Source organism: Candidatus Dormiibacterota bacterium (assembly GCA_035635555.1).
Classification (GTDB): domain Bacteria; phylum Acidobacteriota; class Polarisedimenticolia; order Gp22-AA2; family Gp22-AA2; genus Gp22-AA3.
Genome location: DASQAT010000046.1, coordinates 342,425 through 361,042, shown reverse-complemented (window position 1 = coordinate 361,042; position 18,618 = coordinate 342,425). Strand labels below are relative to the sequence as shown.

General features: G+C 65.1%; 16 protein-coding genes. 1 reads left to right on the top strand and 15 read right to left on the bottom strand.

What is annotated here, in order from left to right:
• Positions 1–82 precede the first annotated feature (82 nt).
• The 14 genes from VEW47_14305 to VEW47_14240 all read right to left on the bottom strand — a co-directional run bounded on the left by VEW47_14305 (position 83) and on the right by VEW47_14240 (position 13,022).
• Positions 83–838, bottom strand: coding sequence for a ParA family protein (locus tag VEW47_14305; GenBank protein ID HYS06353.1), 756 nt, complete (start codon positions 836–838; stop codon positions 83–85).
• A 208-nt stretch (positions 839–1,046) separates the two neighbouring features.
• On the bottom strand, positions 1,047–1,532 hold the full coding sequence (locus VEW47_14300) for a bifunctional nuclease family protein (protein HYS06352.1): 486 nt from the start codon (positions 1,530–1,532) through the stop codon (positions 1,047–1,049).
• Between the two features lie 51 nt (positions 1,533–1,583).
• Positions 1,584–2,915 carry a tRNA (N6-isopentenyl adenosine(37)-C2)-methylthiotransferase MiaB gene (gene miaB / locus VEW47_14295; protein ID HYS06351.1) on the bottom strand — a complete coding sequence of 444 codons (1,332 nt, stop codon included), beginning with the start codon at positions 2,913–2,915 and terminating at the stop codon, positions 1,584–1,586.
• A gap of 4 nt (positions 2,916–2,919) precedes the next feature.
• The gene (locus VEW47_14290; GenBank protein ID HYS06350.1) at positions 2,920–3,480 is read right to left on the bottom strand and encodes an HIT domain-containing protein; all 561 of its coding nucleotides are present in this window, start codon (positions 3,478–3,480) and stop codon (positions 2,920–2,922) included.
• An 18-nt stretch (positions 3,481–3,498) separates the two neighbouring features.
• Positions 3,499–3,831: an integration host factor subunit beta gene (locus VEW47_14285; protein ID HYS06349.1), complete on the bottom strand. Its 333-nt coding sequence runs from the start codon at positions 3,829–3,831 to the stop codon at positions 3,499–3,501.
• Between the two features lie 63 nt (positions 3,832–3,894).
• Positions 3,895–5,751: a 30S ribosomal protein S1 gene (locus VEW47_14280; GenBank protein ID HYS06348.1), complete on the bottom strand. Its 1,857-nt coding sequence runs from the start codon at positions 5,749–5,751 to the stop codon at positions 3,895–3,897.
• A gap of 261 nt (positions 5,752–6,012) precedes the next feature.
• On the bottom strand, positions 6,013–7,140 hold the full coding sequence (hisC, locus tag VEW47_14275) for a histidinol-phosphate transaminase (protein ID HYS06347.1): 1,128 nt from the start codon (positions 7,138–7,140) through the stop codon (positions 6,013–6,015).
• Positions 7,137–7,904 carry a pseudouridine synthase gene (locus tag VEW47_14270; GenBank protein HYS06346.1) on the bottom strand — a complete coding sequence of 256 codons (768 nt, stop codon included), beginning with the start codon at positions 7,902–7,904 and terminating at the stop codon, positions 7,137–7,139. The genes hisC and VEW47_14270 overlap by 4 nt, the downstream gene beginning before the upstream one ends.
• Positions 7,858–8,574, bottom strand: coding sequence for an SMC-Scp complex subunit ScpB (gene scpB, locus VEW47_14265; protein HYS06345.1), 717 nt, complete (start codon positions 8,572–8,574; stop codon positions 7,858–7,860). The genes VEW47_14270 and scpB overlap by 47 nt, the downstream gene beginning before the upstream one ends.
• Positions 8,567–9,373, bottom strand: coding sequence for a segregation/condensation protein A (locus VEW47_14260; protein ID HYS06344.1), 807 nt, complete (start codon positions 9,371–9,373; stop codon positions 8,567–8,569). The genes scpB and VEW47_14260 overlap by 8 nt, the downstream gene beginning before the upstream one ends.
• Positions 9,370–10,401 carry a tryptophan--tRNA ligase gene (trpS, locus tag VEW47_14255; protein HYS06343.1) on the bottom strand — a complete coding sequence of 344 codons (1,032 nt, stop codon included), beginning with the start codon at positions 10,399–10,401 and terminating at the stop codon, positions 9,370–9,372. Before trpS ends, VEW47_14260 begins: the two co-directional genes overlap by 4 nt.
• The gene (locus VEW47_14250) at positions 10,398–10,661 is read right to left on the bottom strand and encodes a hypothetical protein (protein HYS06342.1); all 264 of its coding nucleotides are present in this window, start codon (positions 10,659–10,661) and stop codon (positions 10,398–10,400) included. The genes trpS and VEW47_14250 overlap by 4 nt, the downstream gene beginning before the upstream one ends.
• A complete protein-coding gene (locus VEW47_14245) occupies positions 10,661–12,121 on the bottom strand; it encodes a menaquinone biosynthesis decarboxylase (GenBank protein ID HYS06341.1) in 1,461 nt (486 codons plus the stop codon). The genes VEW47_14250 and VEW47_14245 overlap by 1 nt, the downstream gene beginning before the upstream one ends.
• Before the next feature lie 10 nt (positions 12,122–12,131).
• Positions 12,132–13,022: a cyclic nucleotide-binding domain-containing protein gene (locus VEW47_14240; GenBank protein ID HYS06340.1), complete on the bottom strand. Its 891-nt coding sequence runs from the start codon at positions 13,020–13,022 to the stop codon at positions 12,132–12,134.
• A gap of 127 nt (positions 13,023–13,149) precedes the next feature.
• On the opposite strand from VEW47_14240, the gene VEW47_14235 reads away from it, so the two are divergent.
• On the top strand, positions 13,150–15,576 hold the full coding sequence (locus tag VEW47_14235) for a peptidoglycan DD-metalloendopeptidase family protein (protein ID HYS06339.1): 2,427 nt from the start codon (positions 13,150–13,152) through the stop codon (positions 15,574–15,576).
• A 12-nt stretch (positions 15,577–15,588) separates the two neighbouring features.
• Here VEW47_14235 and VEW47_14230 read toward each other — a convergent pair whose 3' ends face one another.
• On the bottom strand, positions 15,589–18,573 hold the full coding sequence (locus VEW47_14230) for a hypothetical protein (protein ID HYS06338.1): 2,985 nt from the start codon (positions 18,571–18,573) through the stop codon (positions 15,589–15,591).
• Positions 18,574–18,618 lie beyond the last annotated feature (45 nt).

Below are 18,618 nucleotides of genomic sequence, written 5' to 3'. Positions count from 1 at the left end.
ACCTGGAGCGGGTGCTCCCGTGAGGTTGTCCACAAAATGGAAGTCGTGTCGCATTCGTCGCTGTTCCGGGAGTCCACGTTGCTTAGACACGTCCGATGACCTCTTCCGATAGTTTGTAATATTCGAGCGCCCCGGTAGAGTGGGGCGCGAAACTGAAAATCGATTCCTTGTAGGCCGGGCTCTCTTCGAGACGGACACTGCGTGAAATGATTGTCCGGAAGACCTTGTTTCCGAATACCTCCTTGATGTGGTTCCGAATGTCCCGCCCCAGAACGGTCCGCTTGTCGTGAATGGTGATGACTACACCGAGAAACTCCAGACTCGGGTTCGGCCTCGTCTTGATCTTTTCGACTGTCTCGAGAAGGTCATCCGTTCCCTCGAGGGCGAAGTAGGACGACTGAATCGGAACGAGCAGGTGCGTGGCCGCGACGAGCGCATTGACTGTGAGAAGGCCGAGGGTAGGTGGGGTGTCCATGACGACGTACTGGTAATCCTTGGTCAGGGGCTTGAGACGATCCTTGAGTCGAAAATGGCTATCGATGTCCCCGAGCAGCTTGCTCTCGAATTTTGCGAGGCTGATGCGTGCTGGCACCAGGTCGAGGAGCTTGATGTTTGTCTTGTGGACCGCGTCTTTCAGCGTGCGGTTGTCCTCGACCAGAGCCTCATAGACAGAGAGGTTCAATTGCTCGGGATCCAGGTAGGACAGAGTGGCGTTTCCCTGCGGATCCAGATCGAGGAGAAGCGTGGAGAAGCCCTTCTGCGCGAGTGCTGCCGCAAGGTTGATGGCGGTGGTGGTTTTTCCAACACCCCCCTTTTGATTCGCTATGGCCAGGATCACGTGCCGGGGTTCTCCGTCTCACGTCGTGACCTATCGGTCACGTCGCGCGATGCCGAAGCGTGCTTTGAAATGCCGGCCGCCGATGACGCTTTATACCGAAGCGGCCTCTGGAGTGTCAAGACTGAGGCAGATAATATGTCACGGAGCCAGCGCGTGCTCTAAGATTTGTGTAATGAACGACTTGGACATGTCTACGAGGGCGCACAACCTACATTTCGTACTTTCCCATCTCGTCAGGGTCGAGATTCTCGAGCCACTTGCGGATTCGCTCCGATTCCCCTGCGTCCTTCGTCAGGTCGGTGTTCTTCGCTTTTTCAATCACGTCGCTCTTCACGAAGATCGGGGACCCGGTGCGCAGCGCCAACGCGATCGCGTCGCTCGGGCGAGAGTCGATAGGGACGACTTTGCCGTCGTGGTTGAGAAAGATGAGAGCATAGAAGGTATTGTCCTTCAGATCCGTGATGACGACCTTTTCAACGGCGGCGTGAATGCTGTCGAGGATGCTCTTGAGAAGGTCGTGCGTCATCGGACGAGGGGTGACGATTTTCTCGATCTGGAGAGCGATGGCATTGGCTTCGAAGATGCCGACCCAGATCGGCAGGACAGCCGAGCTGGAAGGATCGCGCAGGATGATGATCGGCATGTTCGTGATCGGATCGATCATCAGCCCCTTGATTTTCATTTCGAGCTCCATCGCTCCCATCCTCTCCCCCGTTCGTTCTTATAACCCGGCCATCCGGGCAAGTCAAGCAGCGCCACGCGTCGGACCGGTCTCGCCGATCAACGAGTGTGCGTGGGCGCGCGTGATTCTCACATCGACGAGATCGCCGCGGCACGCCGGCCCCGGGAAATGAACAATCCGGTTGCAGCGCGTTCGCCCTTTCAGCAACCCGTTGTCGAGACGCCCGGTCCCGTCGACGAGCACCTCGAACGTCCGTCCGATCAGCCCTGCGTTGCGCCGCACCTGGATCGACTCCTGCAGAGCCAGGAGCTCCCGGAGGCGGGACTGTTTGATGTCCTCCGGAAGAGCCGAGTCGAGCCGCGGCGCTTCCGTGCCGGGTCGCGGCGAGTAGGTGAAGGCATACACCTGGTCGTATTCAACTTCGCGCAGGAGGGTCAGGCTGTCCTGAAAGTCGGACTCCAACTCTCCCGGGAAGCCCACGATGATGTCGGTGCTGAACGCCATGTCCGGAACGGTCTTCTTGAGGCAGTCAATCTTGGAAAGGTAGCGGGCACGGGTGTAGCCGCGATTCATGGACCGCAGAACCCGATCGGATCCGCATTGGGCGGGAAGATGCAGATGGTTGCAGACGCTGGTCACGCTTCGCATGGCGTCCATGATCCCGCGCGTCAGGTGGCCGGGGTGCGAGGTGGTGAATCGAACGCGTCGAACACCCTGGACACGGTCCGCCATGTGCAGAAGCGACGCAAAGTCACACCCGCCATCGTGATAGGCATTGACGTTCTGGCCGAGAAACTCGATCTCCAGATAGCCGTTCGCCGTCAATTCGCGGACTTCGCGCAGGATCTCCTCGTGAGGGCGATACACCTCTCGACCCCGGGTGAAAGGGACGATGCAATAGGTGCACGACTTGTTGCACCCTTCCATGACCGTGACGAACGCCTTCGGCCCGGAGGCACGTGCCGTCGTGCCGGTGGGAAAGATGATAGGGTCGTCATCCCGGGCCAGACCGATGGAGTGGCCCTCACGGCGGGCCTCCTCGATCAGCTGGCCGAGGCGTGAAAGATTGCGGGGCCCCATGACGAGATCCACATACGGGGCCCGGCGGAAGATCCCCTCCCCTGCCTGCTGCGCCACGCACCCGACGACACCCAGAAGCAATTCCGGATTGGATCTCTTCAGTCGGCGGAGCCGCCCGAGGCGTCCGTATACTTTGTTCTCCGCCTTTTCCCTGACGCTGCAGGTGTTCAAGAGGATGAGATCGGCCTCGCTCTCGTCCGTCGCCGGCGAGTACCCGAGATCGACCAGGATCCCCGCCATTTTCTCGGAGTCATGCTGGTTCATCTGACAGCCCCAGGTTTCGATGAGATAGCGCCGGGGGCGGCTCTCGGACATCACCTCACCTCCCACGACGTGTCGGCCGGCGATCTGCCCCTGAGGGCCTCGGGGCCACGGAGCGCGGCGCTCCGTCTCTCGAGACGAGGAGTGGACGGAGTCTGCGATAGGTCGCCTGCAGCGACTCCGGAATCACGCGCGTGCCGTGGACGACAGACATGAAGTTCGTGTCCCCCTCCCAGCGAGGGACGATGTGCAGGTGAAAGTGCTCTTCGATGCCCGCCCCGGCGCTCCGCCCGAGGTTCATGCCCAGATTGATCCCCGTGGGACGATAGGCCGCTCGGAGCGCCGCTTCACATCGGACCGCGAGCGCCATCATCTCCTGGAGCGTCTCGACCGGGGCATCCTGGAGAGACGGCACGTGGGCAAACGGTACGATCATCATGTGCCCGTTGTTGTAGGGGTACTTGTTGAGGATGACGTAGTTGCAACGGCCTCGCAGGACAACGAGGTTCGTCCGGTCGCTCCCGCTGCGCACGGCCCGGCAGAATACGCAGCCCCGGCCCCGCGCGCGCCCCGCCCCCCGGATATAGCGGAGGCGCCAGGGGCTGAAGAGCTTGTCCATGCGAGGGAGGGCGGACTCTCAGGGCTCCACGCCGGTCGAGGTGACGGAGGAAGCCGCCGGCTCGGAGGACTGCGCCGAATTGTTGATCAATTCCTTCAGTTCCTTGCCCGGCTTGAAGTACGGGATCCGCTTGGCCGGGACGTCGACCTTGTCGCCTGTCTTGGGGTTTCGGCCTTGTCGTGATCGACGCTGTCGGATACGGAAGCTGCCGAAGCCCCTCAGCTCGATCTTCTCGTCCTTCCGCAGGGCGTCGATGATCGAGTCGAAAACAGTGTTGACGATGACCTCGGAGTGCTTCTTGGTCAGCTCCGAGACCCGGGCCACCTCTTCCACAAGCTCGGCCTTCGTCATGGTTGCGTCCCATCCCACCGTCGCGGCACGCGCCGGAAGCACCCGCCGCACGGTCCGCGGTGTCTAATCCTCGTCGTCGGTCTCTTCAAAGGTGTCGCGCCCTCGGCGGCGTTTCTCCTCGCGGCGGCGGCCGGAATGACCAGCGACCTCACCCAGGTTGATCGTTCCGCCTGGCTGCGCCTTCATGTAGTTCTTCAGTTCCTCGCGGCTTTGGTCCTGTGCCGCGGCCTTGATCGACAAACCGATCTTCTGCTCGGCGATGTCCATCTTGATGATCTTCGTGGTGACGGCGTCGTCGACGCGCAATTTGTCGGCCGGCTTCTCGACGCGTTCCTCGGCGATCTCGGACACGTGCACCAGGCCCTCGATCCCTTCGGAAATCTCGACGAACGCCCCGAAATCAGTCAGGCGGACGACACGACCGGTGACCAAATCGCCGACTGAGTAGGTCTTGAAGAACTCCTCCCAGATGTTGGGCTGCAGCTGCTTGATGCCGAGGGAGAGACGCTGGTTCTCCGAGTCGATCTTGAGAATCACGGCCTCGACATCGTCCCCCTTCTTCAGCATTTCGGAGGGGTGCTTGAGCCGCTTGGTCCAGGACATGTCGGAGATGTGGACCAGGCCGTCGATGCCCTCCTCGACTTCGATGAACGCTCCGAAGTCGGTGAGGTTGCGCACCTTGCCGGTGATCCGATCGCCTTCATGGTACTTTTCACTGATCGTCTGCCACGGGTTCGGCTCGGTCTGGCGCAGACCAAGAGACAGTCGGCGCGCCGCCTTGTCCACGTCCAGGACGACCGCTTCAACCATGTCGCCGACCGTCATCACCTTGGACGGGTGTTTCACTCTCTTGGTCCAGGACATCTCCGAAACGTGGATCAGCCCCTCGACCCCCGGCTCGAGCTCGATGAAGGCCCCGTAGTCCGTCAGGCTGACGACCTTGCCCTTGACGCGCGACTCGCGAGGGTACTTCTCATCGACGGTCTCCCAGGGATCCAGACTCCGCTGCTTGTACCCGAGCGACACGCGCTCCTTCTCGGGATCGAACTTGAGGACCACGACTTCAACTTCGTCCCCGACGTTGAACATTTCGGTCGGATGGTTGACGCGTCCCCAGGACATGTCCGTCTTGTGGAGGAGGCCGTCGATCCCGCCCAGATCGATGAAGGCGCCGTACTCGGTGATGTTCTTCACCACGCCGCGGACGACCTTGCCCTCGGTCAGCCCTCCAAGAGTGCGGCGCTTCTTCTCGGCGTTCTCCTCCTCGAGGACCGCCTTCCTCGACAGCACAATGTTGCCGCGCTTGCGGTTCACCTTGATGACCCGCATCTGTAGCTCTTTCCCCTTCATCGCGTCCAGGTTGCGCACCGGTCGCAGGTCGACCAGGGAGCCGGGCAGGAAAGCGCGGACACCGATGTCCACGGCCAGGCCTCCTTTGATGCGCTCCTTCACGATACCGGTCACGGGCCGGCCGTCGGTGTAGGCGCGTTCAATCTCCTCCCACACCTTCATTTTTTCGGCCTTCTCCTTGGAGAGGACCACGTAGCCGTCCTTGTTCTCGGTCTTCTCCAGGAGAACGTCGATTTCGTCGCCGACGCTTACATGAATCTGCCCGTCCGGGCCGAGGAATTCGTCCTTGTCGATGATTCCCTCGGACTTGTAGCCGACGTCCACGACCACTTCGTTTCCGCTGATGCGCAGGACGCGTCCCCGGACGACTTCCCCCTCCGCCAGCGTGCGCAGGGACTGGTCGTACATCTCAAGGAGCTGCTCGTATTCGCCGTCCTTGAGCTCGGAATCCACGCCATCCATCGGTCTGAGGCGTTCGGTCCGTTTCGGCTTGGGAGAGGGATTCAGGTTCTGGGGGGCCGCATCAAGCGGTCCGAGTGCGGGGTCGTCTTTCATTTTCTGCAAATCCATGCAGGCAGGTACCTCCTTGTTTATTTCGGTCGCCGGTTGCCTAGAGGCCGGCGGTACCGATTCTTGGACGGACTGTCTCGTCCCGGCTCACGACATGTGACGCGGAGATTCACTGGGCCGAACCGGTTGGGTCTCCGTCCCGCCTTGGTCGATGGCACAGGCAATAGTCGCCTGGACAGCCATCAGCCCTTGGGGCAGGATTGGGAAAGCATACTGACCACCCCCCCGTCTGTCAATAAGAAAAACTTTATTTTCATCGGATTACGAGACGCTGTAGGTCTTCCGCGCCTGGTCCGTGGCACCTGCGGCGACCTGGTCCAGCGCCTCCAGAAAGCGCTCGTTTTCCTGGCGGGTACCGACCGAGACTCGCACCGCGTGCGCGAATCCGTATGCGTCCATCGGTCGAACAATCACCCCCAGCTGCAGGAGCGCCTGGTACGCTTCTTCTCCCTTCCGGGAGGTGAATACCAGAAAGAAGTTGGCCACGGTCGGCACGAACTTGACCCCTCTTCGCGACAGCTCCGCCGCCAGGAATGCCGCCTCCCGGCTGTTCTCCGTCTTCGAGCGGGCGACGTGATCGACGTCTTCGAGAGCAGCACAGGCCGCGGCCTGGGCGAGTACGGAGGTGTTGAACGGGGAGCGCACCCCTTCCAAGGCCTGCGCCACTTCTTTGACGGTGAGGGCGTAGCCGATCCGCATCCCCGCCAGTCCGTAAATCTTGGAAAAGGTCCGCAGGACCACGACGTTCCTGCCTTGACGCAGGTCATCGAGACAGTCCGGGTAGTCGGCGACCTCGACATAGTCACGGTAGGCCTCGTCGACGACGGTCAGCACATGGGGCGGCACCCGGCTGAAGTAGGCGTCGAAAGCGGCGCGGCCGACGTGCGTCCCCGTCGGATTATTCGGATTGCCGATGTAGACCAGCGCCGTGGTGTCGTCGCAGGTCATGGCCATCGCCTCGAGGTCGTGCCGGTTGTCCACCAGGGGCACCAGACGCAGGGGTGCTGCCATCGCCCGCACGGCGATCGAATACATGATGAACGACTGGTCGGCTATGACCGCCCCGCGGTCGCGCGACAGGAATGTCTTCGCCAGGATTTCCACCAGCTCGGTGGAGCCGTTCCCAAGGACGATCTGGTCGGCGGGCAGACGCAGACGTTCAGCCAGGGCCTGTCGCAGATCATGTCCGCGGCTGTCGGGATAACGGTGGACGCGACCGACGGTGTCGCGGATCGCTTTGAGCGCCCGCGGCGATGGGCCCAGCGGATTTTCGTTGCTCGCCAGCTTGACGACCTGACGGATCCCCAGCTGCCTCTCCGCTTCCTCGATCGGCTTCCCGGGGACGTACGGTGCGATCTTCAAGATGTGCTCCGGCACGCGGACCTTCACGTTCCCTCCAGGAGGCGTCGGATTTCCTCGGCGGTAAGCCGGCGCCACTCGCCCGGTTTCAACGCACGATCGCGGATCGGTCCGATGGAGATCCGCTTGAGTTTCTGCACCCTGTGCCCGAGGCGGTCGAACATCCTCCGGATCTGGTTGTTGCGTCCCTCGTACAGCGTGATCTCGAGCCAGGAGTTCGCTTGTCCGGATATCCTTTCGATTTTGGCCGGCAGGGTCTTGCGGCCGTCGAGGGGAAGACCGCGCCGGAGCGCCTGGAGGTCCGGATCACCCACCGTGCCCTTGACCTTGACCCGGTAGACCTTCGCGACGTGATTCGACGGATGCGTCAGACGATAGGCCAGGTCCCCGTCGTTGGTCAGGATCAGGAGACCTTCGCTGTTCCAGTCGAGTCGCCCTACCGGAAAGACGCGGTCGCGCACACCCTGCAGGAGCTCGACGACGGTCGGACGCCCCTGCGGATCGGCGGAGGAGGTGATGACGCCCTTCGGCTTGTTCAGGAGGTAGTAGACTCGTACCCCTGCCACCCGCACCCGGCGCCCGTCGACCCGCACCTGATCGCGCTCGGGATCGACACGCACGCCGAGCAGGGTGGACGTCCGTCCGTTCACCTCGACCCGGCCCGCCTGGATCAGACGCTCGCCCTCGCGTCGAGAAGCAATGCCCGCGTCGGCGAGGAATTTCTGCAGGCGGATCCCGCGGGAGAGGTCAGGAGTCGTCTCCGTCGTCCCCACGCTCGTTTTCGTCGTCCTCATCGTCCGAGGTGTCTTCACCGTTGCCGCCGTTTTCGTTGTCCTCCTCGAAGGGTCCGTGCTCCGCGACCGCGCCCAGCGCGGCGAGCTCGTGTGCGGCAGCCGCGGTCGGCGCCCCCGCCGAACCCGCCAGGGCCTCGAAATCCGAGACGTCCGGCAGGTCCTGCAGGGAGTTCAGTCCGAAGTGCGCCAGGAACTCGGAGGTCGTACCGTACAGGAAGGGTTTGCCGACCACCTTCTTGCGTCCCACGATCCGCACAAGTTTCTTTTCGAGCAGGGCTTCCAGGACCGAGGATGGGTCGATGCCGCGAATTGTCTGGATCTCCGGGGTCGTGATCGGTTGACGGTAGGCGATGATCGCGAGCGTCTCCAGTGCCTGGGACGACAGGCGGCGTCGGTTGCGGGAGCGGAACAGGGCGCGCACCCACTCCCCCAGATCCGGCTTCGTGGTCATGCGATAGCCTCCCGCCACGCGCTGCACCATCACGCCCCGTTCCTCCGGCTCGCACGATCCGGCCACGGTCTCCAGCGCGGCCACGAGAGTCTCCCGGTCGGACCCGGGGAACAAATCCACCAGGTCGTCGATCATCAAGGGCTCTTCCGCCGCGAACACCAGGGCCTCGACGATGGCCCGCAGCCTGCCGCCCTGCGGGGGCGCCGGTGTCTCAGGCATGGACGGGCCCGGGGAGCGTAGAAGGCGGCTCGTCCGCCAGGACGATGAGGATGTCTTCGAACTGGTGGCTCACGGACGCGCGCACGAGGTGCAGACGGATGACCTCGAGGAGCGCGAGGAACGTCAGGATGCAGGCGACTCGATCCTCGAGTCCGCTGAACAGCGACCGGAACTGAACCCGGCGTTCCCGCTGCACCGTCTCCATGAGCCAGGCGATCCTCTCGACGAGAGTGATGCGCTCCCGGCTGATGTGCGCCGTCTCGTCGCTCCCGACGCGGCGGAGGATCTCGCGGAACGCCCGCAGAAGCGTGAACAGGTCGGCGTCGATGCCCTGCTCGCCGGCGTATTCGGCAATCGCCGTCGCCGGCCGCAGGTAGACCAGCTCCATGATCGCCTCCCGTTCCTGAAGATGCTCCGCCGCATCACGAAGCAGCTCGGCGCGCGCCGCCCGGTCGACCTGCGCCCGCTCCTCGGGCGACGCAGGGTCCGCGGCCGCCGCGGCCGGATCGGGGGGAAGGAGCCGGCGCGACTTCAGATGGATGAGCGTGGCCACTCCGACCACGTGCTCCCCCGCCTCCTCCGGCTCCACCTTCCGGCTCAGCTCGAGGTATTCGTTGTATTGACGGGCCACCTCGGCCAGCCGCAGCTCGGTGATGTCGAGCTCCTCGATCCGGACGAGATGGAGAAGGAGATCGAGCGGCCCCTGGAAGGCGTCCAGGCGAACGTCGTCCGATCCTGAAGCCGCGGGTATCGACCGCGGCTCCTCAGTCTTCGGCGGGACTGGAGTGGCTTCGTTCACCGTGCCCCCCGGCTGTCAATTTTCATGGCTGCTCGGACCAGCTCCATCGTCTTGCGGGCCTCGGCCTGCGCCCGCCGCGCCCCGTCTGCCAGGATGTCGCGCACCCGACCGCGGTCCTGCGTCAGACGCGTGCGGCGCTCCTGGATCGGCAGCAGCACCGGCGCGAGGTGCTCCAGCAGGTACGTCTTGCAATCGATGCAGCCGATCCCGGCCCTCCGGCATTCCACGTTGACGCGCTCCTGGGTCTCGCGGCTCGAGAACGCCTTGTGCAGATCATAAACCGGACAGACATCCGGATTGCCGGGATCTTTTCGGGTCTTCCGCGCCGGGTCGGTGACCATCCTGAGAATCCGCTGCCGCGTCTCCTCGATCGGGTCGGAGAGGCCGATCGCGTTGCCGTACGACTTGCTCATCTTACGCCCGTCGGTCCCGGGCACGCGCGGGAACCGCGTCGTCTTCGCCTGGGGCTCCGGGAAGACCGGGCCATACAGCGAATTGAACCGCCTGGCGATCTCCCTGCAGAGTTCGAGGTGGGCCAGCTGATCCTCGCCCACGGGGACGGTGTCGGCTCGGTAGATCAGGATGTCGGCGGCCTGCAGGACCGGGTATCCCAGGAACCCGTAGGTCGTCAGATCACGGTTGGAAATCTGCTGCTGCTGCTCCTTGTACGTCGGCACGCGCTCGAGCCAGGGCAGTGGCACGATCATCGACAGAAGGAGGTGCAGCTCGGCGTGCTCGGGGACGTGCGATTGCACGAAGATCGTGCACTTCCCGGGGTCGAGACCGGCGGCGAGCCAGTCCAGCGCCATGTCCTCGACATAGTCCTTGAGTCGGGACGTGTCGGCGTACTCGCTCGTCAGAGCGTGCCAGTCGCAGATGGCGAAGAAGCAGTCGTTCGTGTCCTGCATCTTGATCCAGTTCTCGAGCGCCCCCACAAGGTGGCCGATGTGCATCGGGCCGGTGGGGCGGAACCCCGACAGGACCCGGTGACGCTTCGCCGTGAGAGGGGCTTCGGCGGGCTGCATCATCTCTTGATCATCGACTGGTTGATAATCTGCAGAGCGGTGGTGATACGGCCAAGCTTGCGTCCGCGCTTCTGGATCGCCTGGGTGTCGTCACCTGCCGGCTGCTCGGAGCGGGCCTCCTTCTGGACCCTGTCCAGCTCGAAGGCAAGCTGCTTCAGTTCGACCGTCGAGAATTTCTTGAAGGTGTTGGTGTTGACCAGGATCAGTCCCTCCGCGATGTCGCGCGACATGGCGTAGGCGGAGCCGCCGATGAAGTTTCCCATCACTCCCCCCGCGCAAGGCCGTATTTCTGCCACTTCCTGGCGATCATCTCCAGAGTGGCCGGATCGTGCCGAATCTCGTCCGGCCATTCGCGGTGGAATCCCTCCGAGGGCCCCTTGCGCGTCGCGTCGACGCCCATGTGGGAGCCGTACTGCGGCAGACGCGACGAGTGGTCGAGGACGTCGACCGGTCCGAGCACGAATTCGATGTCTCTCTCGGGGTCGATGTGGTTGAGTACCTTCCAGGTCGTTTCGCGCGGGTCCTGGACGTTCACATTCTCGTCCACCACGACGATGACCTTGCTGAACATCGCCTGTCCCATCCCCCAGATGGCGTGCATGACCTTGCGCGCGTGGCCCGGATAGCGCTTGCGCATGGAGACGAGAATCAGGTTGTGGAAGATCCCCTCCGCCGGCATGTTGATGTCCACGATTTCGGGGAGCTGACGCTTCATGATCGGCAGAAACACTCGCTCGATCGCCTTGCCAATATAGTAATCCTCCATCGGCGGAGGGCCCACGATCGTCGTCTGATAGATGGGCTTCTGCCTGCGGGTCACGCAGGTCAGGTGGAACACGGGGTAATCATCCGCCAGCGAGTAGTACCCTGTGTGGTCGCCGAAGGGTCCCTCGCGCCTCTTTTCGAGCGGATCGACGTAACCCTCCAGCACGATCTCGGCGGCCGCCGGGACCTCGACGTCCACGGTGACTGCCTTCACCAGCGGCACCGGCTCGCGTCTCACGAAACCCGCCAGGAACATCTCGTCCACGTCGTCGGGCAGCGGCGCCGCGGCGGCGAAAACCAGCGCGGGGTCCGCACCGATGGCGCAGGCGACCTCCAGGCGCCGGCCGTGTTCGCCGGCCCGTCGGTGGTGGTGCGCTCCATGCTTGTGAATCTGCCAGTGCATCGCGGCCGTGGTCGCGTCGAACACCTGCATGCGGTAGATGCCGCAGTTGCGCTTGCCGGTCTCCGGATCGTGCGTGAACACCAGCGGCAGGGTGATGTAGGGGCCGGCGTCCTTCGGCCAGCACTTGATCACCGGCAGGGTGAGCAGCGACGGCCGGTCCTTCTCGACGACTTCCTGGCAGGCTCCCTTCCTGACCGACACGGGAAAGAGGTCGGCCAGGTCCTTGAGCCGCGGCAGCATCTTGATTTTGTCCAGGAGAGAGACAGGCGCGCTCGTTCCGAGAAGCGCGTCGATGCGCTCTGCGAAGGAGTCCAGCGAATCGACCTCCAGGGCCAGCTTCATGCGGTTGAGGGAGCCGAGGGCGTTGATGAGCACCGGAATGTCGAACCCCAGGGGTCTCTCGAACAGGAGCGCGGGTCCGCCGTCCCTGGATTTCGAAACGCGGTCGGTCACCGCGCTGATCTCCAGGTCTACGCTCACCGGCTCGTGCACCCGCACCAGCTCGCGCCGCGCCTCCAGGACCTCGAGAAAGGCGCGCAGGTCGGCGTGCGCCAAGGATCTCCTTTCAGGAACGGCCGGCGGCCGCCGGCTTGCGTCCGGCGGCCTTGGCCGCCGTCTTGAAGACAAGCGTGACCATCCCCAGGCCGACCTTGTCCCCGCTCACGATGGGAGAGGGCGCCCCGGACGAGAGGCGCTGGCCATTGACGAACGTCCCGTTCAAAGCGCCGACCTCCTCCGAAAGGAGGAAGGCCCCCTCCGCCAGGACGATCCGGGCGTGGCGGCGGGACACGGAGCGGTTGATATCGACCTGTGTGAGGTCGACCTCCGGCCGCGTGCCGGTGACGGGGTCGTACCGTCCTATGAGCGAAGTGTCGGTGGTGATCGGGAAGTGACGTGAGCCGCCCTCCAGGACGAGCAGGGCGAATGCCCCCTCCGGCACCTCCACCTCCCCGATCGGCTTCGGGGCGGCGGAGACACCCGAAGACGGCGCCGCCGTCGCGGCCGGTGGCGGCGCCTCGGCCGGCTGGTCGATGTCCACGGCGGCGATGCGTGCCCCCGCAGTGGGCTTCCCCGGAGCGGGGGCGCGGGACAGGATCTCGATCTTCCGGTTGGCCTCCTGCAGCCGGTTGCTCAGCTTGCGGAGCATGCGCACCGCGATCTCGATGTTCGCGCGGATCATCTTGTCGAAGGTGGTGCTGTTGATCTCGATGATCTCGCACTCGTCGAGCGCCTCGGCTGACGCGGTCCTGGGCAGACCCTCCAGGACGGCGATCTCTCCGAAGAAGTCTCCCTTCTCCATGATCGCCAGCTCCTGCTTCACCCCGCCCGTACTCCTGAAGATGCGCACTGCGCCCGACTGGACGACGTACATCTCGCTGCCGAGGTCCCCCTCGACATAGATCGTCTCGCCTTTCCTGCGCTTGACCGTAAACTCTTTGAAGGGATCGCCTGCCATCGGGCTTATTTTTTGTCCGCCATGGACTTACGGGCGGGACGGTGGCGATGATAATGGATGGCAAAAGATGATGTCAAACATTTGCGTGAGAGGCGGCCGGACCTTTTCTCGCTACAATGCGGTTTCCATGCGGCGATCTTCGCGACCTCCCCGCCGGACTGCCAGGCCGATCCTGCGCCTCTCTATTGCGTTCACGACCCTTCTATGCGGGGTCGCCTTCACCGCCGCCGGCGACGACGCCCCGAAGGGGCCGGCGGCGACCCGGACCGGCCGGCCGGGGAAACGCTCCGGCCGCTCCGCCATCCCGGTCCTGCGCTGGCCGATGGAGCGCCCCGGCGCCGTCCTGTCGTCCTTTGGCGAGTACAGGTACGACCATCTGCACGCGGGGATCGACATCTCGACGGGGGGCGGCACCGGCCTCAAGGTCCTGGCCGCGGCGGCCGGAGAAGTGTTCCGGCTCAAGGTGGAATGGAGGGGATACGGGCGGGCCCTGTATCTGCGCCATCCTGGCGGGCGCGTCACCGTCTATGGTCATCTCGAACGGTACGAGGACAAGGTGCTCGGGCTCGAAAGACTCGTTTCACAACGGCAGGCGCAAGCGGGGACCCGCTACCCGGGAGATATCTACCTCGAGCGCCCGCTCCGCGTAACGCGCGGCCAGGTGATCGCCTACTCCGGGGAATCGGGTGTGGGTCTCCCCCACCTGCATTTCGAGGTGCGCGACGGCGGAGACGCTCCTCTCGATCCGTTCCTGGCCGGGCTACCCCGCCCCTCCGACAGCCGTCCACCGGTGCTCGAGGCGCTGACCGTGACCGCTGCGTCCGCCTCGACGTTCGTCGAGGGAGATGCTCGCGAGGTGGTCTATCCGCTGAGGCCCGGTCTCCCCGGCACCCTGACGTCGTCCAACCCGATCAGGGTGAGCGGACCCTTCCTTGCCGTCTTGAGCGCCTTCGACCCGGCCGGCGCCACCGGGCGCGCCGGCGTAGGCGGCGTCGAGGTGACGATCGACGGCGGCGTCCGTTACCGCCTGGCGCTCCATTCTTTTCGGTTCGATCAGTATGCCCAGGCGGGCCTGATCTTCGATCACCGCTCCAGCAGGCTGGGGCCCGCCGCCTTCGGATATCGCCTGAATCACCTGCCGGGCAACGATCTCGGCACAGGTCCTCTCGACGCCCCGGCACCAGCCGAAGGTGTCTACCCGGGCGCCATCGATCTGCCACCTGGGTTCCACCGGATGGAGATCACCGTCGAGGACGCCGCCTCGAACCGATCGCGCGCAGGCGTGTGCATCCAGGTTGGACGGCCGAAGGCTGTGGAGGCTATCGATTGGGACGGCCGCGACGGGGGCTCCGTGGGGGTGCGCTTCCGTCTTTCCCCCGCCGAGGCGTCCGGCGACCCCGCCGGTCACGGCGCCGACCCGTCGGCCTGCTCCGCTCCGTCCCGGGACGTGCAGGCTGAATTCTGGGACGACAGGAAGCGTGCCTTCAGTGCGCTGACGTGCCGGATGGACGACGGGGTTTGCACGCTTCCCCCCGTCCTCGATCGAGGCGCCGTTTCCGCGGTCCGCCTGAGAGAGACGCGAAACGGCGTCCCCGGCCCATGGCGCCTTCTGTCGCGGGACACTGCGACAGTGCCACCCGCGGAGAGTCTCCCCGTCGACGTCGACGCCTGGCCCGCGTTCCTCGATGTGCTGGCGTCGCTCGAAGGCCCCGCGGTTCCGCCGCTGCGGCTCGCGTCCGGACTGGACCATAGTCCCCTGGAAACGCTCACGTATCGTGACGGCCTCTTCTGCGGCACCGGGCTGGCTTATACCCGTGCCGCCGGTCTCGCCCCCTTCTTCATCGTCGCCGATTCCTCCCCGACACCGGTGGCCAGCCTGGCGCTCGACGTGCGCTGGGTGGAGCCTGGCCGGCCGGTCGACTATCGAGGGCCTGGCTTCTCCCTGCACCTTCCGGAGAAGGCGCGCTTCTTTCCCGGACCGCTCGCTCTGCGCACCGAGAGGACTCCGGGAACGGACAGGCTGCCGTCGATTTCCGACGCGATCGAGATCCTTCCTGAGGGGGAGGCCCTCGATGAGCGGGGCGTCCTGGCGTTCGAGCTGTCCCCGGATGCCGTCGCTGCCGAGACGCTCGGAATCTACCGCTGGGATCCGTTCCACCGGCGCTGGTCCTACGAGGGGGGCGATCTGGAGGAGGGGGGCACGCGCCTGTCGCTCCATTTCCGGCGCTACGGTCGGTTTGCCCTCCTCCAGGACGCATCCCCTCCCGAGATCCTGGAGGTCGTTCCCGCTCCGGGCTCCCGCTCGACCAAGCGTCGCCCGTCGATCTCCGCGCGCGTGGAGGACCAGGGGAAAGGACTCAATTACGACGGCGTGACCTTCGAGCTCGACGGGCGAAGGCTCGAGTCGGAATTCGATCCCGATCGCGGAATCTCGAAGGTCCTCGATCCACCGAGCCTCCCCTTGGGTAAGCATCACCTCAAGGTCGTCGCCGTGGACCTGGCGGGCAACGCCTCGCAGCCGAGCGAAGCGGATTTCGAGGTGCTGCAGCACTAGGACCGCTCGCGACTACCCTATGATCTCGGCGTACACGCCCCGGACGGCGGCCGTGTGACGCTGAAACGTCTGCTTGACGTGAAGCGCACGCGCCTCCGGGTCGGGCGGAGCACCCTCGAAGGCCAGACCGATCTCGGCGAGCCCGGCCGGATCGTCCGGAAGTCCGCGCAGCGGCCGATCGTGGATGAGACGCATCTCGTGGTCCAGGGCGCGGAAGAACAGGTACGCCTCATAAAGCACCTGCATCCGTGAGTCGCTCAGGTGCCCCAGCCGGTTCAGCAGAGTGAGGAGTCTGATCGTGTCCTTGTCGGGAGGATTGCGCGCACCGTGACGCAGCTGCAGGAACTCGATGATGAAGTGAATGTCGAACAACCCACCCTCTCCCAGCTTCACGCTCCTGTGTACGTCTCCACGCGTCTCCTGGATGAGTCTCCGCCGCATGCCATCCACCGCCCCGCGCAGGACGTCCGGGCCCAGACGTGAGCCCCTTCCCAGGATCAGGGCCTCGAGCGTGTCCACCGCGCGCGCGCCCAGGCCGAGGTCCCCCGCCACCGGCCGGGCCTTGAGAAAGGATTGCATCTCCCACACCTCCGCGGCATCCCGGAAATAATCCTCGAGCCCGGCGAGCGTCGTGACCAGCTCCCCTTCCCCGCCGGAGGGTCGCAGCCTGAGGTCCACGCGATAGAGCTGGCCCTCGCGACTGAGCGACGAAAGAGTCCTGACGATCCGCTCGCACCAGACCCGCGCGAGCGTCAGGGCCCGGCCGCTCCGGTCGGTCTCCTCGCAGACGAAGACGAGATCCACATCGGACGCGTAGTCCATCTCGCGGTACCCGAGACGGCCGAGACCGAGAACGGCCAGGCGCAGTCCACGCGGGGAACGCCGTCCGCGCCCGTCGAGATCGCGGCGCATCAGTCCGACCGTCGCCTGCAGCGTCGCCTCCGCGAGATCGGAGAGGCTCTTCAGGACCTCCCGCAGCGTGACCTGACGGTTGATGTCGCGCAGCGCGATCATGGCGATGGCCTCCTGGTGACGTCGGCGCAACCCGGCGGCGACGGCGCGCTCGTCGCCGCCCCGACTCCCGGCCGCCAGGAGATGCTTGCGGTAGTCCGCGGCGTCCGGGGTGCGCACGATCCGCCCCCGGTCCTCGAGCGTCCTGAGGATCGCCGGGCGGCGAATCAGGAGGGCGGCGAACAGGTCGCTGCGTCCCAGAAGACGCACGGTCGGTCCAACCAGCGCGGGGCGGGACAGGAATCGAAGCAGCTCCCCCTCCTCCGCCACGATCGTCGAGAACAGCTTCTCGAGATTCTCCAGCGCGCGCCGCGGGTTCTGGGCCTCTCCAACGGCCGCGAGGATCAGCGGTCCGGTCTTGCGTATCGCCCGGCGCACCGCGGGTGCCACCGCCGCCGCCTGGAGGATCCTGCGGATCAGCTTGACCGGACGGAGCGCGATGACCGCATCGGTCAGGCCGGAGCGCCGCAGCCGTTCCCGGAGCGTGTCATCGTCGCAACGGTCGAGCCACAGGTCGAGTTCCGCTTCCTCGAGCCGAGCCTGGGCGGCCGCCCCCACGACCGAATCGTAGAACCGGCGCACAACCTCCCGATGTCGATCGAGCTCTTGAAGAAGGGCCTCGGCCTCCCGGCCTGGAAATGTGTCATGCAGCCGCATCCGGCGCGCCGTGAGCCGGAGCTCCTCGATCCGCCGGGGCAGGGTGGCCGTCTTCCTGTTCTGCCCGAGCTGCAGGCGGTGCTCGAGGTTGCGCAGGAAAACGTACGCCTTGTTCAATGCGGCGTACTCCTCGTACTCGACAAAGCCCTTGTCGGCCAAACGATGCAGGGCCAGGAGGGTGTTGCCCTGGCGCAGCCACGGATCCCTTCCGCCATGCTGCAGCTGGAGCGCCTGCACGGCGAACTCCAGCTCCCGGATCCCGCCGCGTCCCAGCTTGATGTCCCTGTCGGATCGTCCCTCTTCACTGAGCCGCGCGTCGATCCGGTCCTTCATCTGGACGATCTCCAGGATGAGGTAGGGGTCCGGATCGGGGCGGTAGACGAGGGGCTCGACCCCGGATGTGAAACGACGCCCGAGCTCCAGGTCCCCTGCCGCGGGTCGCGACTTGATGAGCGCCTGCCGCTCCCAGGCCTCCGCCCAGTTGCGGTAATAGGCGATCGCGGCGGAGAGCGGAATGACGATGTCGCCGTCGCGGCCACCGGGCCGCAGATCCAGGTCGACCCGGAACGCGTGCCCCTCGGGTCCCGAGCCCGAGATGAGACGGGTCACGTCGGAGGCCAGCCGGGCGAAGAATTCCTTGTTGCCGATGGACGCGGCGCCCGACGCCTCGGCGCCGGACGTCTCCCCGTCCCGCGAGAACACATACAGGAGGTCGATATCGCTGCTGTAGTTGAGCTCCCGGCCCCCCAGCTTCCCGAGAGCCAGGATCGTGAACGTGGATTCCGCGAGGTGGCCCTGATCGTCGCGGCAGGTCGGCCTGCCGTAGCGCGCCTCCAGGGGGGCTCGCGCCATGAGGAGCGCCCGATCCAGGAGCACGTCCGCCAGGAGCGACAGGGCGCCCGTCACGGCCGGCAGATCCGCGACCGACAGGAGATCGGCGAGCGCCACACACAGGAGCTCGCGCTTCATGAAGCGGCGCAGGACGAGCGATGGGTCCTGACCCGAATTCAGGTGGATGGAGCGTGCCAGATCCTGCTCGAGATCCTCGCGAGTGCGTGGTTCACGCGGCAGCCCACCCGCAGGAATGGCCTCCAGGAATTCCGGATTCTGGACCAGCAGGGACGAGAGGTAGGGGCTGAACCCGGCCAGCGTCAGAAGATTCGGGAGGCGGGCCGGGTCGATGGGACGATTCGTCTCCGCCCGCAACGCCTCCAGGGCCCGCAAGGCCGAGGCGGGATCCGGAAGCCGCTGCACCTCCGCGGCCAGGCGCGACACCTCGGCCCGCGGCAGGTATTCGGATAAAAGGGCCTTGAGAGCGGCCTCTTCCAAGGACTTCCTCCCCGCGCCGGCGGCGCCAGGGTGCCATCCTAAGCC

Excerpts from the sequence above, each read along its gene's own strand:
- VEW47_14280 (HYS06348.1), bottom strand. The coding sequence starts at position 5,751 with ATGGATTTGCAGAAAATGAAAGACGACCCCGCACTCGGACCGCTTGAT.
- trpS (HYS06343.1), bottom strand. The coding sequence starts at position 10,401 with ATGATGCAGCCCGCCGAAGCCCCTCTCACGGCGAAGCGTCACCGGGTC.
- scpB (HYS06345.1), bottom strand. The coding sequence starts at position 8,574 with ATGCCTGAGACACCGGCGCCCCCGCAGGGCGGCAGGCTGCGGGCCATC.
- VEW47_14270 (HYS06346.1), bottom strand. The coding sequence starts at position 7,904 with ATGAGGACGACGAAAACGAGCGTGGGGACGACGGAGACGACTCCTGAC.
- VEW47_14285 (HYS06349.1), bottom strand. The coding sequence starts at position 3,831 with ATGACGAAGGCCGAGCTTGTGGAAGAGGTGGCCCGGGTCTCGGAGCTG.
- VEW47_14235 (HYS06339.1), top strand. The coding sequence starts at position 13,150 with ATGCGGCGATCTTCGCGACCTCCCCGCCGGACTGCCAGGCCGATCCTG.
- VEW47_14290 (HYS06350.1), bottom strand. The coding sequence starts at position 3,480 with ATGGACAAGCTCTTCAGCCCCTGGCGCCTCCGCTATATCCGGGGGGCG.
- VEW47_14250 (HYS06342.1), bottom strand. The coding sequence starts at position 10,661 with ATGGGAAACTTCATCGGCGGCTCCGCCTACGCCATGTCGCGCGACATC.
- VEW47_14300 (HYS06352.1), bottom strand. The coding sequence starts at position 1,532 with ATGGAGCTCGAAATGAAAATCAAGGGGCTGATGATCGATCCGATCACG.
- VEW47_14240 (HYS06340.1), bottom strand. The coding sequence starts at position 13,022 with ATGGCAGGCGATCCCTTCAAAGAGTTTACGGTCAAGCGCAGGAAAGGC.
- miaB (HYS06351.1), bottom strand. The coding sequence starts at position 2,915 with ATGTCCGAGAGCCGCCCCCGGCGCTATCTCATCGAAACCTGGGGCTGT.